Source organism: Pseudomonas sp. RIT-562, from assembly GCF_026241895.1.
Classification (GTDB): domain Bacteria; phylum Pseudomonadota; class Gammaproteobacteria; order Pseudomonadales; family Pseudomonadaceae; genus Aquipseudomonas; species Aquipseudomonas mandelii_F.
Genome location: NZ_JAPJIV010000004.1, coordinates 202,411 through 219,210 on the forward strand (window position 1 = coordinate 202,411; position 16,800 = coordinate 219,210).

A 16,800-nucleotide genomic window follows, 5' to 3' on the forward strand; every position below is an offset into this window, starting at 1 on the left:
CCACACCGGCCACCTGCGAAAATGGGACTACTCTTTCAACCATGCTTGATCCAGATCAAAACCCTTCGCGGAAATGATCCGGCGGCCAATTGGCCAGACTCCCTACGTGTGATGCTGGTAAAAAAAGAACGAATTTGAATTCGCCGCACTCCATATCCGTGGGGGCAGTGGGTGCAGGCCGCAGGCCTTCAGCCGGAATTACCTGACAGAGGAAGACTTATGTTCGGTTTGGAGGCGCTTGATCTCGCCCGAATTCAGTTCGCGTTCACCATCTCATTCCACATCCTGTTTCCGGCCATCACCATCGGCCTGGCGAGTTACCTGGCGGTGCTCGAAGGTTTGTGGCTGAAAACCAAAAACGACACTTACCGCGATCTGTACCACTTCTGGTCGAAGATCTTCGCCGTCAACTTCGGCATGGGCGTGGTCTCCGGGCTGGTCATGGCGTATCAGTTCGGCACCAACTGGAGCCGTTTCTCCGACTTCGCCGGTGCCGTGACCGGGCCTTTGCTGACGTACGAGGTGCTCACCGCCTTTTTCCTCGAAGCCGGCTTCCTCGGTGTGATGCTGTTTGGCTGGAACAAGGTCGGACGCAATCTGCACTTCTTCTCGACCGTGATGGTAGCCATCGGCACCTTGATCTCGACTTTCTGGATTCTCGCCTCCAATAGCTGGATGCAGACGCCGCAGGGCTTCGAGATCATCAACGGCCAGGTCATTCCTACCGACTGGTTTGCGGTCATCTTCAACCCGTCATTCCCATACCGCCTGATGCACATGGCGACGGCTGCGTTCGTGGCCACGGCGTTTTTCGTCGGCTCCTCGGCAGCCTGGCACTTGCTGCGCGGCAAGGACAACCCGGCCATCCGGACCATGTTGTCGATGGCCATGTGGATGGCGTTGATCGTTGCGCCAATCCAGGCGGTGATCGGCGACTTTCATGGTCTTAACACTCTCAAGCACCAACCGGCAAAAATCGCCGCAATCGAAGGTCACTGGGAAAACCATGGCGATGAGCCTACCCCACTGATCCTGTTCGGCTGGCCGGACATGAAGGCCGAAAAAACCAAGTATGCGGTGGAGATTCCGTACCTGGGCAGCCTGATCCTCACGCACTCGCTGGACAAACAGGTCCCGGCGCTCAAAGACTTTCCGCCCGAGGACCGGCCTAATTCGACCATCGTCTTCTGGTCGTTCCGGATCATGGTCGGCCTGGGCATGCTGATGATCTTCACCGGTTTGTGGAGCCTGTGGCTACGCAAGCGCGACAAGCTGTACACCTCGCGTCCGTTCCTGTACCTGGCGCTGTGGATGGGCCCGTCTGGCCTGATCGCGATCCTCGCAGGTTGGTTCACTACCGAAATCGGCCGCCAGCCGTGGGTGGTCTACGGCTTGATGCGCACGGCAGATGCCTCCTCCAACCACAGCTTCATGCAGATGAGCATTACCCTGATCATGTTCGTCGTGGTGTATTTCGCCCTGTTCGGCGCGGGCCTTGGCTACATGATGCGCCTGGTGCGCAAAGGACCGAAGATCGACGAAGGCAAGGAAACCAATGACGGTGGTCCTGGCAAGAAACGCACCCCAGCGCGTCCGCTGTCGGCGGCTGATGATAGCGCCGACTCCGACCACAGCCTGACCAAGGAGATTTGAGTCATGGGTATTGATCTTCCGCTGATCTGGGCCGTGATCATCATCTTCGGCATCATGATGTACGTGGTCATGGACGGCTTTGACCTGGGTATCGGCATCCTCTTCCCGTTCATCCCGGGCAAGACCGACCGCGACGTGATGATGAACACTGTCGCGCCGGTTTGGGACGGCAACGAAACCTGGCTGGTACTGGGCGGCGCTGCATTGTTTGGTGCGTTCCCCCTGGCTTACTCGGTAGTGTTGTCGGCGTTGTACCTGCCGCTGATCTTCATGCTGATCGGCTTGATCTTCCGCGGGGTGGCGTTCGAATTCCGTTTCAAGGCCAAGGACGACAAACGTCACCTTTGGGATAAGGCGTTTATCGGCGGCTCGGTAGCGGCCACATTCTTCCAGGGGGTGGCGCTCGGTGCGTTCATCGATGGGTTACCGGTGGTCAATCGGCAGTTCGCGGGTGGTTCGCTGGACTGGCTGACTCCGTTCACCCTGTTCTGCGGCGCGGCACTGGTAGTGGCTTATGCGTTGCTCGGTTGCACCTGGCTGATCATGAAGACCGAAGGCAAGTTGCAGGAGCAGATGCATAACCTGGCGCGTCCCCTGGCATTCGTGTTGCTGGCAGTGATCGGTATCGTCAGCATCTGGACTCCGCTGGCGCATCCCGAGATTGCTTCGCGCTGGTTCACTTTGCCGAACCTGTTCTGGTTCCTGCCGGTGCCGATCCTGGTTCTGGTGACGATGTACGGACTGATTCGTGCCGTGGCGCGCAATGCCAATTACATGCCGTTCCTGCTGACGCTGGTGCTGATTTTCCTTGGCTACAGCGGTCTCGGCATCAGCCTGTGGCCGAACATCGTGCCACCGTCGATCTCGATCTGGGACGCCGCCGCACCGCCGCAGAGCCAGGGCTTCATGCTGGTGGGTACGCTGTTCATCATCCCGTTCATCCTGGGCTACACCTTCTGGAGCTACTACGTGTTCCGCGGCAAGGTCACCCATGAAGATGGCTACCACTAGAACTTGCAGGAGCAAAACTTGCTTTCGATGGCGTCGATACTGGCGCCATCAACCTTGGATAGGAGGGTAGAAAGTCATGGCCGGTAAACACTCATTGCAAGAAATCGAAGCCGCCGAAAAGAAGCCCTTATGGCAACGCCTTGGCTGGCTGGCAATGATCTGGGTCGGTAGCGTTGGCGCTTTGTTCATCGTCGCAAGCCTGATGCGCATGTTCATGAACGCAGCGGGCCTGAGTACGCACTGAAATCTCGGATAAAAAAAACCTCCTGATGTGGAGGTTTTTTTTGCCCGTAGTTATTTGCGCGCTTTGAGAATCACGAACTTGGGTGTCGCCGCCACTTGCTCGACCCCGCGGAACAGCCGCGCCAGTTTGCTGTGATAACCCAGGTGTCGATTGCCCACAATGTACAGCGCGCCACCCACCACCAGCGCTTCGCGGGCCTGCTGGAACATGCGCCAGGCGAGAAAGTCGCCGACGACCTGTTGCTGGTGGAAAGGAGGGTTGCACAGCACCACATCCAGCGACTGTGGAGCCTGTTCGGCCAGGCCGTCCCCGGCGCGTACCAGCACTTCACGATCGCCCAGCGCCGCGCGCCAGTTTTCGCTGGCCGATTGCACTGCCATGAAAGACTCGTCAACCAGGGTGTAATGCGAGTCAGGGTTTTGCAGTGCGCTGGCGATGGCCAGCACGCCGTTGCCGCAGCCCAGATCAGCAACCCGCGCTGTCCCAAGGTTTTTTGGCAGGTGTGGAAGAAAGGCCCGGGTGCCGATGTCGAGGCCTTCTCGGCAGAACACATTGGCGTGGTTGAGCAGCTCGATTGCCGGGGCATCAAGCTGGTAACGGGTCGGGTAGGGCGACACCGCCGGTGCCTTGGGTTCGGCGGTCGCGATCAGCAGCCGAGCCTTCTTGACCGCCAACGACGCCTGGACCGGGCCAATGTAATGTTCGAGCAGGTCACCCGCAGCGCGGGGCAGGTGTTTGATCATGGCGGCGGCTACCACCTGCGCGCCGGGCGCCAACTGCCCCTGCAGGCGGATCAACTGTTCTTCGAGCAGAGCCAGGGTCTTCGGCACCCGGATCAATACCTGATCAAACGGGCCGGCGAAGGGCAGATGCGCAGGTACTTTTGGCACCGAATCAAAGGCATGACCATTGCGCAGGAGGTTTTTTTCCAGGCCCTGGAACGCCAGGAACGAGTCGCCGCTGCTGGTTACCTGAACTTTGCCGACCAGGCTCGCGGCCAGCGCCCCAAAGCTGTCGTTGAGCACCAGAACCCGCGTCTGAGCAGCCGGTTGCCGTTCCGCCAGGTGATTGAGCAGGTATTCGTCTGCGGCATCGAATGCCTGCAGGGGTTCGTTCGACTGTTCGGGCTGGCGGATCAGGTCGAGGCTGGCGAAGGGGGTTTCGAGCAAAGGCATGGGGTGTGGCTCTTGGTGATCAACGGGTGTCCCGCCGCCAAGGGCATTTTTGCGGGCTGATCCGGCCGAGTGCACTGCGTCGCGAAGGTCTACACGTCAGCACTCAGGAAGGACCGCAAATGGTACGTTTTTTTTTATCTGATTACTCGCGACAATTTCATCGCACCGCCGAGCTGGAGAGAAAACCCTCTCGAGTAGCGGCAATCACTGCGGAAATCTTGTTGCAGACCCCCAGCTTCGACATCGCACTTTGTACATGAAAGTTAATGGTTCGAGCGGTCACGTTGAGGATCCGCGCGCTTTCTCCTGCGGTCTTTCCCGCTGCTGCCAGTTTCAGCACATCGATTTCGCGATCTGACAAATGCGGCATTGACGGCTTGGGCGGCTTTGGGAGGTTTTGGGTGACCAGCGTGTGCAAGTGACGCCCGATGAACATCGAGAAGCCAACTTTCTCGTACAGTTCGAAGGCGGTGATGGCGCAATGGCTGCGGGCCAGGCTCAACGTGCTGCACAGGTCGTTTTCTTCATCGATGAACGCTTGTGACCAGCCGTGCTTCAGTCCGTTTTGCTCCAAGGCTTCCCACACCCAGGGGCTCCGCGAAAACAGCTCTTCATTCCAGACAACCGGCATCATTGAATGATTGCATTGTGCTACTACTGGGTCGCTGCTTGTTAATGCCTGCTTTTTGCAACTGAAGTTCCAGGCAGTTGGATAGTTGTTGATGTCAGCCAGTTGTGTTGCCTCCTTATTGATGATGTAACTTGTTGAAAAAGAACAATATTTGAAGCCCATATTTTTATGAATTGCAAGGATGATTGGAAGGCTGAGTTAAGTTCGGTTGTAAGAGACAGCTGGACGAGTTGGGATTCTTTCCACTGTTCCATAGTGAAGCTCCGGTGACAGCTAACTTGGGGGGTGCTAAATGGATCCGAAATCCAGCACGTTCGAGAGTGTAGGATTATTCCTTCAGGCGTGTCGATATTATTTCGACACAATTGGACTCGTGCACGTATCGAATAGTTCTAATACATTTTGGAGTGGGATATTTATTATTAGATGTCGGATCTAATACGATGAATACTAACCAACGAGTTAAAGTCATTACAAATCGTCGGTGTTTAATCGCGCCGCTTTGCGGGACACTGAAAGCCCTCTGTTAAATGGAGCGCCCCATGACCGCCAGTGCCGAAAAATTTACCCGTCAGACATTGCTCGACGTTAAACCCATAACCTCGAGCCTGTTTACTCTGCGCACGACCAGAGACCCCGGGTTCCGATTCCGCGCCGGGCAGTTCGCTCGCCTCGGGGTAACCAGGGCTGACGGCAGTACGGTATGGCGTGCGTACTCAATGGTTTCCTCGCCGTATGACGAGTTTCTCGAGTTTTTTTCCATCGTAGTACCCGATGGCGAATTCACTAGCGAGCTGAGCCGGCTTAAACAAGGTGATTCATTGCTGGTCGAGCGCCAGGCATTCGGCTATCTCACCCTTGATCGCTTTGTCGACGGGCGTGACCTTTGGTTACTGGCCACCGGTACTGGCGTGGCGCCCTTTCTTTCTATCCTGCAGGACTTTGAAGTGTGGGAGAAATTCGAGCGAATCATCCTGGTCTACAGTGTGCGCGAAGCGGCAGAGCTGGCGTATCAGGAGCTGATCGCCGGTCTCGCACAACGGGATTATCTCGTGGACTACGCACACAAGCTTCAGTTCATCCCCATCGTCACGCGCGAGCTGCACCCGGGTGCGCTGAACGGGCGAATTACCACCCTGATCGAGAGCGGTGAGCTGGAGCGTTTTGCGGGGCTGACTTTGACGCCAGAGCATTCGCGGGTAATGCTCTGCGGCAATCCGCAAATGATCGATGAAACTCGCAAATTACTAAAGCACAAGGACATGCACCTGAGCCTCAGCCGGCGTCCGGGGCAAGTGGCAGTGGAAACCTACTGGTAAGAAACCGGCGCCTCAAGGGCGCCGTTCTCGTGTTCAATCCAGGGTCCGGGGCCGTTCGTTCTGCACTTTCAGCAGGTCGCGGATCTCCCCCAGCAATACTTCTTCCTTGGTCGGAACAGGCGGCAGGGAAGGGGCAACGGCTTCTTCGCGCTTCAGGCGGTTGATGGCTTTTACGCCCATGAAGATCGCGAATGCGACAATGATGAAGTCGATCACGCTCTGGATGAACTTGCCGTACGCCAGCATTACTGCGGGAGTGGTCCCCTCTCCAGCCTTCAGGGTGACGGCCAGGTCACTGAAGTCAACGCCCCCGATCAACAGGCCGAGCGGCGGCATGATCACATCTCCGACAAACGAAGAAACGATCTTGCCGAAGGCCGCACCGATGATGATGCCGACCGCCATGTCGACCACATTTCCCTTGACCGCGAAGGCCTTGAACTCACTGATCACGCCCATTGGTTGATTCCTTGTACAGATTGGTTGGTAGCCGCAGTGTAATTCAGCAATACGGATTTTGCTCGAAACGGCTGCTTTAGAGCTTGCCAGTAGTCGACCGGGTCGCTCGCGAAAAGTTTACAAAAATCCACTGATTGCTGGTCGGCAGCCTATGGTAAGTAAGAATCCTTTCCAGTGAGTTACTTGTGCAGCACATACTGAGTTAATAGATGGCAGTGTGCCTTGTTGAAAGTTTTCTGTTGTTTTCAAGGTTGAGTTGTACGCGAACTTTATTCTTAGATAGGATTTGTACAAGTTAATAAGATGACACTTAAGTGACATTAAACGGTTGTTTAATGGGAACTTCGATTGTGAACTGTTGAGTGTTGCTGCGCGCTTATCCGTTCCAGCTGCGCTATCATCCCGGTTTTTGCCGGGAGTCAAGATGGCCAAGGCCAAACGCATGTACGGCTGCACCGAGTGCGGCTCAACTTTCCCCAAGTGGGCCGGACAGTGTGGCGAGTGCGGCGCCTGGAACACCCTGACTGAAACCATGGTCGAGAGCGGTGGCGCCGCACCTCCCAGCGGTCGCACCGGGTGGACAGGGCAGCAGGCGCAAATAAAAACGCTGGCAGAAGTCAGTGTCGAAGAAATTCCGCGTTTCTCTACTGCTTCCAGCGAACTCGATCGAGTCCTGGGCGGTGGCCTGGTCGATGGCTCCGTGGTGCTGATCGGCGGTGACCCAGGTATCGGCAAGTCGACCATTCTCCTGCAGACCCTGTGTAATCTCGCCAAGACCATGCCGGCGCTCTATGTCACCGGCGAGGAATCGCAGCAGCAGGTGGCCATGCGCGCCCGACGCCTGGGCTTGCCTCAGGATCAGCTGCGAGTGATGACCGAGACCTGCATCGAAACCATCATTGCCACGGCGCGGGTGGAAAAGCCCAAGGTGATGGTGATCGACTCGATCCAGACGATTTTCACCGAACAGTTGCAGTCGGCCCCCGGTGGTGTGTCCCAGGTGCGGGAGAGCGCGGCGTTGCTGGTACGTTATGCCAAGCAGAGCGGGACGGCGATTTTCCTGGTTGGTCACGTCACCAAGGAAGGCGCGCTGGCCGGTCCACGCGTGCTGGAGCACATGGTCGACACCGTGCTGTATTTCGAGGGCGAGTCTGACGGGCGCCTGCGTCTGCTGCGAGCGGTGAAGAACCGCTTCGGCGCGGTCAACGAATTGGGCGTCTTCGGCATGACTGACAAGGGCCTCAAGGAAGTTTCCAACCCTTCGGCGATTTTTCTGACGCGCGCCCAGGAAGAAGTGCCGGGCAGTGTGGTCATGGCGACGTGGGAAGGCACCCGACCGATGCTGGTGGAAGTCCAGGCGCTGGTGGATGACAGCCATCTGGCCAACCCGCGTCGGGTGACCCTGGGCCTGGACCAGAACCGGCTCGCGATGTTGCTCGCGGTGCTGCACCGCCATGGCGGTATTCCAACCCACGATCAGGATGTATTCCTTAACGTGGTGGGCGGCGTGAAGGTGCTGGAAACCGCGTCCGACCTGGCACTGATGGCGGCGGTGATGTCCAGTTTGCGCAATCGGCCGTTGCCCCATGACCTGCTGGTATTCGGTGAAGTGGGGCTATCCGGTGAAGTGCGCCCCGTGCCCAGCGGTCAGGAGCGCCTGAAAGAAGCGGCCAAGCACGGCTTCAAGCGCGCGATTGTGCCCAAGGGCAATGCGCCCAAGGAAGCACCGGCGGGGTTGCAGATTATTGCGGTGACGCGGCTGGAGCAGGCGTTGGATGCGTTGTTTGAGTGATTCTCTGGAATCGGAGAATGGCCTGTGGGAGCGCGCCGCCATCGCGAGCAAGCCCGCTCCCACAGAGGATGGGGGATGCGATCAGACTTCGATCAACGCGCCCAGCTCCCGCTCCAACTCCAACGGATCGCCCAGGTTGAACTCGATCAAGCGCCGCAGGCGTTCGATGGATTCCAGGCTGATGTGACGGCAGACAAAACCCAGTTGGCCGTGATCTTCGTGGGTGAGATGCACATCCATCTTGATCTCGACCTCATCGGTCAGGTGTATTGCAACAAAGAAGTCCTGTTGCCGATCACCCAGCCACGGCTCCGGACGCTCGATCAACAGCCCCTTGAGTGACAGATCGATCAGCTTTACCGGCCAGATGGACTGCCCTTGGCCCAGCTCGGTTCTGGCATCGAACGCAATACGTTTGAAGCGGCGGCGTTCGGCGGGTTGCTGGCTCATGGCGCGATCCTCGAAATGTTCGCTGACTATAGACCCGCATAGTGCGCTGCCGCCAGCGAGTACATGCCTCTAGACCAATGTCGGGGTATGGCCTTTGCCGTCAGGACAGCTAAACTCGGGGTGGCTGTCTTTCTTGTCCACCCTGGCTGGAATCATAAAATGAAAAATAATAATAGCCTGCTACGCCACATACCCTGGCTGCTGCTGGCGATCGTAGGAGCGTGCGCCCTGGGCGTAGTGGCATTGCGCCGAGGCGAGGCGATCAACGCCTTGTGGATTGTGGTCGCGGCAGTGGCCATTTATCTGGTTGCGTACCGCTACTACAGCCTGTTCATCGCTAACAATGTGATGCAGCTTGACCCGCGACGGGCCACCCCCGCCGTACTCAACAATGACGGTCTGGACTACGTTCCTACCAACAAACATATCCTGTTCGGTCACCACTTTGCGGCCATCGCTGGCGCGGGGCCGCTGGTCGGTCCGGTACTGGCGGCACAGATGGGCTACCTGCCCGGTACCCTGTGGCTGATCGCCGGTGTGGTGCTGGCCGGTGCGGTACAGGATTTCATGATCCTGTTCCTGTCCACCCGCCGCAATGGCCGCTCCCTGGGCGATATGGTCCGTGAAGAAATGGGCCGTATTCCCGGGACCATCGCGCTGTTTGGCTGCTTCCTGATCATGATCATCATCCTTGCGGTGTTGGCGCTGATCGTGGTGAAAGCCCTGGCCGAGAGCCCGTGGGGCATTTTCACGGTGATGGCGACTATCCCGATTGCGATGTTCATGGGCATCTACATGCGCTACATCCGCCCGGGACGCATCGGTGAGATTTCCATCATCGGCGTGCTGTTGTTGCTGGGTTCGATCTGGCTGGGCGGGCAGATTGCTGCCGATCCGGTCTGGGCCAAGGCCTTCACCTTCACCGGCATCCAGATCACCTGGATGCTGATCGGTTATGGCTTTGTCGCTGCCGTGTTGCCGGTGTGGCTGATCCTCGCGCCCCGTGACTATCTGTCGACCTTCCTGAAAATCGGCACCATCATTGCCCTGGCGATCGGCATCTTGATCACCATGCCAGACCTGAAAATGCCGGCACTGACCCAGTTCATCGATGGCACGGGCCCGGTGTGGAAGGGCGGTCTGTTCCCGTTCCTGTTCATCACCATCGCCTGTGGCGCGGTCTCCGGTTTCCATGCGCTGATTTCTTCCGGCACCACGCCGAAGCTGTTGGCCAATGAAAGCCACGCCCGTTACATCGGTTATGGCGGCATGCTGATGGAGTCCTTTGTCGCAATCATGGCGATGGTGGCCGCTTCGGTGATCGAGCCGGGTGTGTATTTCGCCATGAACAGCCCGGCGGCGATCGTCGGCGGTGATGTGGTGACCGTTGCGCAAACCGTCAGCAGCTGGGGTTTTGCGATCACCCCGGAAGCCTTGCAGGCGGTGGCCAAGGACATCGGTGAAACGACTATCCTGGCACGTGCCGGTGGTGCGCCGACCCTCGCGGTCGGTATCGCGCAAATCCTGCACAGCGTGCTGCCTGGTGAAAACACCATGGCGTTCTGGTATCACTTCGCGATCCTGTTTGAAGCGCTGTTCATCCTGACTGCAGTGGACGCGGGCACTCGCGCCGGGCGCTTCATGCTCCAGGATTTGCTGGGCTCCTTTGTGCCGGCGCTGAAACGCACCGAGTCCTGGACCGCTAACCTGATTGCTACCGCTGGCTGCGTGGCGATGTGGGGTTATCTGCTGTACCAGGGCGTCATCGATCCGCTGGGGGGTATCAACACCCTGTGGCCGCTGTTCGGCATCTCCAACCAGATGCTGGCCGGTATCGCGCTGATGCTGGCGACGGTGGTGCTGATCAAAATGAAACGTCAACGCTACATCTGGGTGACCATGCTGCCAGCGGTTTGGCTGCTGATCTGCACCGTGACCGCAGGTTTCATCAAGCTGTTCGATGCCAACCCGGCCATCGGTTTCCTGTCCCTGGCGAAAAAATACAGCGATGCGTTGGCCAACGGCCAGATTCTCGCGCCGGCCAAGGACATCAACCAGATGCAGCACGTGATCTACAACGCCTATACCAACGCAACGCTGACGGCGCTGTTCCTGTTCGTGGTGTTCAGCATCCTGTTCTATGCCATCAAGGTCGGTATTGCCGCCTGGGGCAAAAAGGAACGTACGGATAAAGAAGCGCCATTCCAGGCCGTGCCGGATGCGTAACCGAGGATTGCAAACATGTTCAATGACCTGAGTCGCCTCGGTAAATACCTCGGTCAGGCCGCGCGCCTGATGGTCGGCATGCCCGACTACGACAACTACGTCGAGCATATGCAAACCAAACACCCGGACAAGCCGGTGATGAGCTACGAGATGTTCTTCAGGGAACGTCAGGAAGCGCGTTACGGCGGCAAGGGCGGGCCGAAGTGCTGCTGATGCAACAGCCGGCTTGATGCAATCCCCGTGGGAGCGGGCTTGCTCGCGAATGCGATCCGTCATTCAACATTTGTGCTGACTGACACGACGCTTTCGCGAGCAAGCCCGCTCCCACAATTGTTTTTGTGTTGAATTCTCATTTTGTTGAACAGGAGACTCCAGTTGTCCTCTCCCATCCCTGTCACAATCCTCAGCGGCTTCCTCGGCGCGGGGAAGACCACGCTATTGCGCCACCTGCTCAAGACCCAGCACGGCTTGAAAATCGCCGTGATCGAGAACGAATTCAGCGACGCCGGCATCGACACCCAGCTGTTGGGTGAGGAGCCGGTGCAAGTGATGACGCTGTCCAACGGCTGCGTCTGCTGCACCATCCACACGGACCTGACCAAGGCCCTGTTCCTGTTGCTCGAACGCCTGGACAGCGGCGAGATCGCCTTCGACCGCCTGGTGATCGAGTGCACCGGCCTCGCCGATCCGGCGCCCGTGGCGCAAACTTTTTTCATCGATGAAGAACTGCGTGAGCGCTACATTCTCGACGGCATCATCACCTTGGTCGATGCCGCCCACGCTGATACTCATTTGGCCCAGACGATCGCCCAGGCACAAATCGGCTTTGCCGACCGCCTGCTGGTGAGCAAGCGCGACCTGGTGGACGAGGCAACCTTCAGCGCGTTGAGCGAGCGCCTGACCCGCATTAATCGTCGCGCGCCGATTCGAGTAGTCGACCACGGCAAGATCGACCTGGCCGAACTGCTCGACGTGCGTGGGTTTAATCTCAACGCCGACCTCGGCAGTGGCTTGAACCTGCGTCCGGTCAGCAAGACTCCATCCGTTGACCGCATTTCCAGCCTGGTGCTGCGTACCGACAAGCCGCTGGATATCGACAAGCTCAGCGAGTTCATGAACGAACTGCTGGAAGATCATGGCAAACAATTGCTGCGCTACAAGGGCGTGTTGAGCATTGCTGGCGAACCGCGGCGGATGGTGTTCCAGGGCGTGCTGAAGTTGTACGGCTTCGACTGGGACACTGAGTGGGCGCCTGATGAACCGCGCGAAAGCGTGATCGTTTTCATCGCGGATGATTTGCCGGAAGAGAAAATTCGTGAGGGGTTTGCGCGGGTGGCGGCGGATTAGGTGCAGGAATCTTTAGCGTTTTTCATGGCCTCTTCGCGAGCAAGCCCGCTCCCACATTGGATCTGTGTATTGCCAGGCTTTTGTGGCTGACACAAATCAAAATGTGGGAGCGGGCTTGCTCGCGAAGGCGTCCTAACCGACAGCACTTTCCCTGACAGTGACAGATGGCGCATTCAACAAAAACCGCTCCATCTCATCCAGGTGCCTGTTTAGCAAAGTCACTGCCATCAATGCGTCCCCGCATTCCACCGAATTCAACATTGCTTGGTGAGCCTGCCAATCGCAACAACTCACCGCATGCGTATCAACTTGTGCAATCGCTAACGATGTAATCGGCACCAATCCCCCCAGAAAATGCGCCAACGGTGCATTCCCCGCCATTTCTGCCAATCGCAAATGAAACTCCCCGGACAAGCGAATTGCCGCACCCTGCGCGGTACATTGATGCTCCTGTTCGATCAGAACGCGCAGCCGTTTAATATCCTCGCTGCCACTGTTCTGGCAGGCGAGCTGCACCAGCGTGTTTTCCGTCAAGCGCCGAGCATGCAAGGTCTGCCGGATCTGCTCGCGGTCGAGCAAAGCGACCCGGGGCCGGTGGTTTGGGCGAAGGACGATGATCTGCTGATGGGACAGTCGCATCAGCACTCCACGAATGTCACTGCGACGGGCACCAAACATCTGCGCCAGGCTGTCTTCGGTGAATCGGCTGTGTGCATTGATTCGCTGCTCGAGGATGGCATCGAACACCCGCGAGTAAAGGTCATGGATCGGCAAGGTGCAGGGCAGGGCAGCACGAGTCTGGGGTGAAGCGAAACTGTTCATGGCCTGTCTCCAGTGCGAAGGATGTTCAACTACGAAGATTGTCGTCCGGGATGTTCAATTCGATGCCCATGCGCTGGCCTTCGCGAAGTATGTGATGGCGCATCTCGGCACTGGCCTGGGCGCTGTTCTTGCTGCGGATCGCGCGCACGACGGCTTCGTTTTCTTCCAGGCGTTCCGCCAGGTGTTCCGGGGAGTTGCGCAGCACTTCGGCACTTTGCTTGAGGGCGTTGCTGGTTTGTTGCACCACACTCTGGAAAATCGGATTGGAAGTCAGGGTAAACAGTTCTTCGTGGAACGCGATGTAGGCGTTCACCCCGGCTTCGCTGTCGTTGGCTTCCAGGGCTTCGCGCATGTCCATCAGCGTGAGGCGCAACTGCCCGACTTCCTTGCTGCTGATGGACTGCGCCACCAGGCCGACAATGAACGGCTCCAGGGTGTAGCGCAGTTGCAGGACATCTTCCAGGCTGGCCCCTGCCACCGCGCTGTCATGGGTCTGGCTATCGCTGAGATTGGCTTCCAGCACCACCACGCCCTTGCCGGGCATGGAGCGCACCAGCCCGAGGGTTTCCAGCACGATGACTGCTTCACGCAGGCTCGGGCGGCTGATACCCAATTGTTCGGCCAGCTCCCGTTGGCCTGGGAGCATTTCGCCGGAGCGCCACTGGCCACGGGCCAGAGCGGCCCGAAGTTTTTCCACGACTGAGTTCACAACGGTCGACGAGCTAATCACTGTTCGCTCCATGAGCATTCGATACGGTTGATGACCGTGCCCGCCCAGGGGCAGGCACGGTGTTGGCTCAAAATTCCTGCTGGTGCGCTGGTGCCACCGGTTTTCTCGGCTGGAAGGTATAACCCACCTGGCCGGAAAGCACCTTGTTTGCGCGCTGGATGTCGATGTCTTTTTCCCAGCGGGCAATGGCCACTGTCGCGACGCAATTGCCAATCAGATTGGTCAGCGCCCGACCGATGCCCATGAACCAGTCCACTGCCAGCACCAGCACCAGGCCGACTACCGGGATCGCCGGGATCGCCGTGAGTGTCGCTGCGAGGATTACCAGTGCCGAGCCGGGAATCCCGTGGGCGCCTTTGGAGGTGATCAACGAGACCAGCAGAATCGTCAGCAGGTCGGTCATGGCCAGTGGTGTGCCGGTGGCATTGGCGATGAAGACGATGGCGAGGGTCAGGTAGATGGAGAAACCGTCGAGGTTGAATGAATAACCCGTAGGAATTACCAGCCCGACCGTCGAACTGCCGATGCCCAGATGCTCAAGCTTGCGCATGATTTGTGGCAGCACGGCGTCGGAAGAAGCGGTGCCCATGACGATCAGCAGTTCTTCGCGCAGGTACTTGAGCAGCGGCCACATCCGCAGGCCGGACACGCGCATCACCAGGCCGAGAATCAATGAGACAAAGGCCACGCAGGTCAGATAAAACAGGCCGACCAGGCTGCCCAGGTGCTGCAGCGAATCCAGGCCATATTTGCTGGTGGTGAATGCGATCGCGCCGAACACGCCGATCGGCGCGAGGCGCACGATCATGCCCATGATGCGGAAGATTACATGGCTCAGCTCATTGATCAGCCGCGAGATGCCCGATGCGGCTTCACCCACCAGGTTGAGTGCGCTGCCGAACAGCACCGAGAACAACAGGACCTGGAGGATGTTGTTGTCAGCAAAGGCACCGATCACCGAGGTGGGAATCAGGTCCATGAGGAACTGGGTGGTGGTGTGCATATGCTGGCCGCGCTGGGCGATATCACCCATGTCTGCAGCGGAAAGCTGATCCAGGTGAATGTTTGCGCCGCTGCCGATGCCGGTGCTGAAGGCGAACACCAGGCCGATGACCAGGGCGATGGTAGTCAGGATCTCAAAGTAGATCACCGATTTCAGGCCGATGCGTCCAACCTTCTTCAGGTCGCCGGCACCGCTGATGCCACTGACCACAACACAGAACACGATCAGACCGATGAGCATCTTGATCAGTTTGATGAAGCCATCGCCCAGCGGCTTGAGCTGTGCAGAGTATTCGGGGAGGGTCAGCCCGCAGACGATGCCGAGCACCAGTCCGAGAACCACTTGGAGGAAGATTGAACGCGAGCACCATCTGAGCATGGGAGGAATCCTGGTCGGTGTCCTGGCTGCCGTGCGCTTGACGCATCAGATTCAGGACTTAATTATTGTGGTCTTACCGGTATGTCCAGTGCAAGCGCAGTCTACGCTGGGTTTTTTTAGGATTACAAGCGGATTTTCGAGAATTGGCATGACCGGTCTGACCGGCGGCCAGAGCCACGGGCGATCTGCAGGCGAAAAAAAACCGGCCATCACTGACCGGTTTTTTTATCGCTGCGATTTAGCGGTGCAATTAAGCGCCGTACACCGGCAGCTTCTTGCAGATGGCCTTGACCTTCTCACGAACGGCGTCAATCACCGCTTCGTTGTTCAGGTCAGCCAGGATGTCGCAGATCCAGCCGGCCAGTTCCTTGCACTCCGCTTCCTTGAAGCCGCGAGTGGTCACAGCCGGAGTGCCGAAGCGCAGGCCGGAGGTGACGAACGGGGAGCGTGGATCGTTTGGTACGGAGTTCTTGTTCACGGTGATGAACGCTTTGCCCAGAGCGGCGTCGGCGTCTTTACCGGAGATTTCCTGCTTGATCAGCGACAGCAGGAACAGGTGGTTTTCAGTACCGCCCGATACCACGTCAAAACCACGCTCGATGAATACGCTGGCCATGGCCTGGGCGTTTTTCACCACTTGTTGCTGGTAGGTCTTGAACTCAGGCTGCAGCGCTTCCTTGAAGCAGATCGCTTTAGCAGCAATCACGTGCTCCAGTGGGCCACCCTGGGCACCCGGGAAAACTGCGGAGTTGAGCTTTTTCTCGATCTCGGCGTTGGCGCGAGCCAGGATCAAGCCACCGCGTGGACCACGCAGGGTCTTGTGGGTGGTGGTGGTCACGACGTCAGCGAATGGAACCGGGTTCGGGTAGACGCCAGCGGCGACCAGACCAGCAACGTGGGCCATGTCGACAAACAGGTAGGCGCCAACTTTGTCAGCGATTTCACGGAAACGCGGGAAGTCGAGGATCTGCGAGTAGGCAGAGAAACCGGCCACGATCATTTTCGGCTTGTGCTCAACGGCCAGGCGCTCGACTTCGTCGTAGTCGATCAGGCCATTGGCGTCGATGCCGTACTGGATGGCGTTGTACAGCTTGCCGGAGGACGAAACGCTGGCACCGTGAGTCAGGTGACCACCGTGGGCCAGGCTCATGCCCAGGATGGTGTCGCCCGCTTGCAGCAGGGCCAGGTAAACGGCGCTGTTGGCTTGGGAGCCGGCGTGTGGCTGAACGTTGGCGTAATCGGCGCCGAACAGTTCCTTGGCGCGATCAATTGCAAGCTGCTCAACCACGTCGACGAACTCGCAACCACCGTAGTAGCGCTTGCCCGGATAGCCTTCGGCGTATTTGTTGGTCAGTACCGAGCCTTGAGCTTCCATCACCGCTGGGCTGGTGTAGTTTTCCGAAGCGATCAGCTCGATGTGTTCTTCCTGGCGCTGAGCTTCTTGCTCCATGGCGGCAAAAAGATCGGCGTCGTACTTGGCAATAGTCAAATCACGGCTGAACATGGCGGTCCTCAAGGATCGGGGCAGAAAAGGGGGGCATTCTAACCCAACCGGTTTTA

General features: G+C 58.1%; 16 protein-coding genes. 8 read left to right on the forward strand and 8 right to left on the reverse strand.

The window, feature by feature from the left end; translation table 11 throughout:
* Nucleotides 1-219: 219 nt before the first annotated feature.
* From ORL50_RS07925 to ORL50_RS07935, 3 genes are all read left to right on the forward strand, one after another.
* Nucleotides 220-1,653 (forward strand): cytochrome ubiquinol oxidase subunit I, encoded by a 1,434-nt coding sequence (locus ORL50_RS07925; RefSeq protein WP_266011891.1) that lies wholly within the window; start codon nt 220-222, stop codon nt 1,651-1,653.
* A 3-nt stretch (nt 1,654-1,656) separates the two neighbouring features.
* The gene (cydB, locus tag ORL50_RS07930; protein ID WP_266011892.1) at nt 1,657-2,664 is read left to right on the forward strand and encodes a cytochrome d ubiquinol oxidase subunit II; all 1,008 of its coding nucleotides are present in this window, start codon (nt 1,657-1,659) and stop codon (nt 2,662-2,664) included.
* Between the two features lie 76 nt (nt 2,665-2,740).
* Nucleotides 2,741-2,908, forward strand: a complete 168-nt coding sequence (locus ORL50_RS07935; protein ID WP_266011894.1) for a DUF2474 domain-containing protein — start codon at nt 2,741-2,743, stop codon at nt 2,906-2,908.
* Nucleotides 2,909-2,958: 50 nt separating this feature from the next.
* Here the strand turns inward: ORL50_RS07935 and ORL50_RS07940 are convergent, their stop codons facing one another.
* The gene (locus ORL50_RS07940; protein ID WP_266011896.1) at nt 2,959-4,083 is read right to left on the reverse strand and encodes a methyltransferase; all 1,125 of its coding nucleotides are present in this window, start codon (nt 4,081-4,083) and stop codon (nt 2,959-2,961) included.
* Between the two features lie 157 nt (nt 4,084-4,240).
* The gene (locus tag ORL50_RS07945; protein ID WP_323055221.1) at nt 4,241-4,876 is read right to left on the reverse strand and encodes a helix-turn-helix transcriptional regulator; all 636 of its coding nucleotides are present in this window, start codon (nt 4,874-4,876) and stop codon (nt 4,241-4,243) included.
* Nucleotides 4,877-5,256: 380 nt separating this feature from the next.
* On the opposite strand from ORL50_RS07945, the gene ORL50_RS07950 reads away from it, so the two are divergent.
* Nucleotides 5,257-6,033 (forward strand): ferredoxin--NADP reductase, encoded by a 777-nt coding sequence (locus tag ORL50_RS07950; RefSeq protein ID WP_266011898.1) that lies wholly within the window; start codon nt 5,257-5,259, stop codon nt 6,031-6,033.
* 33 nt (nt 6,034-6,066) lie between these two features.
* On the opposite strand, the gene mscL is transcribed toward ORL50_RS07950, so the two are convergent.
* Entirely contained in the window at nt 6,067-6,492 is a 426-nt protein-coding gene (gene mscL / locus ORL50_RS07955; RefSeq protein ID WP_266011900.1) for a large-conductance mechanosensitive channel protein MscL, read from the reverse strand.
* Between the two features lie 424 nt (nt 6,493-6,916).
* Between mscL and radA the strand changes: the two genes are divergently transcribed.
* Nucleotides 6,917-8,284, forward strand: a complete 1,368-nt coding sequence (gene radA / locus ORL50_RS07960; RefSeq protein ID WP_266011902.1) for a DNA repair protein RadA — start codon at nt 6,917-6,919, stop codon at nt 8,282-8,284.
* Between the two features lie 81 nt (nt 8,285-8,365).
* Here radA and ORL50_RS07965 read toward each other — a convergent pair whose 3' ends face one another.
* Nucleotides 8,366-8,734: a PilZ domain-containing protein gene (locus ORL50_RS07965; RefSeq protein WP_266011904.1), complete on the reverse strand. Its 369-nt coding sequence runs from the start codon at nt 8,732-8,734 to the stop codon at nt 8,366-8,368.
* Nucleotides 8,735-8,893: 159 nt separating this feature from the next.
* On the opposite strand from ORL50_RS07965, the gene ORL50_RS07970 reads away from it, so the two are divergent.
* The 3 genes from ORL50_RS07970 (at nt 8,894) to yjiA (ending at nt 12,307) form a co-directional block, all read left to right on the forward strand.
* On the forward strand, nt 8,894-10,960 hold the full coding sequence (locus ORL50_RS07970; protein ID WP_266011907.1) for a carbon starvation CstA family protein: 2,067 nt from the start codon (nt 8,894-8,896) through the stop codon (nt 10,958-10,960).
* Nucleotides 10,961-10,975: 15 nt separating this feature from the next.
* A complete protein-coding gene (locus tag ORL50_RS07975) occupies nt 10,976-11,173 on the forward strand; it encodes a YbdD/YjiX family protein (RefSeq protein WP_007895266.1) in 198 nt (65 codons plus the stop codon).
* A 162-nt stretch (nt 11,174-11,335) separates the two neighbouring features.
* Nucleotides 11,336-12,307, forward strand: coding sequence for a GTPase (gene yjiA, locus ORL50_RS07980; RefSeq protein ID WP_266011925.1), 972 nt, complete (start codon nt 11,336-11,338; stop codon nt 12,305-12,307).
* 132 nt (nt 12,308-12,439) lie between these two features.
* Here yjiA and ORL50_RS07985 read toward each other — a convergent pair whose 3' ends face one another.
* From ORL50_RS07985 to glyA, 4 genes are all read right to left on the reverse strand, one after another.
* Nucleotides 12,440-13,129, reverse strand: a complete 690-nt coding sequence (locus tag ORL50_RS07985; RefSeq protein WP_266011927.1) for a GntR family transcriptional regulator — start codon at nt 13,127-13,129, stop codon at nt 12,440-12,442.
* 25 nt (nt 13,130-13,154) lie between these two features.
* The gene (locus ORL50_RS07990) at nt 13,155-13,859 is read right to left on the reverse strand and encodes a FadR/GntR family transcriptional regulator (RefSeq protein ID WP_266011929.1); all 705 of its coding nucleotides are present in this window, start codon (nt 13,857-13,859) and stop codon (nt 13,155-13,157) included.
* Nucleotides 13,860-13,926: 67 nt separating this feature from the next.
* On the reverse strand, nt 13,927-15,240 hold the full coding sequence (locus ORL50_RS07995) for a C4-dicarboxylate transporter DctA (protein ID WP_266011931.1): 1,314 nt from the start codon (nt 15,238-15,240) through the stop codon (nt 13,927-13,929).
* Nucleotides 15,241-15,490: 250 nt separating this feature from the next.
* Complete coding sequence (glyA, locus tag ORL50_RS08000) at nt 15,491-16,744, reverse strand: serine hydroxymethyltransferase (RefSeq protein WP_266011933.1); 1,254 nt, start codon at nt 16,742-16,744, stop codon at nt 15,491-15,493.
* Nucleotides 16,745-16,800 lie beyond the last annotated feature (56 nt).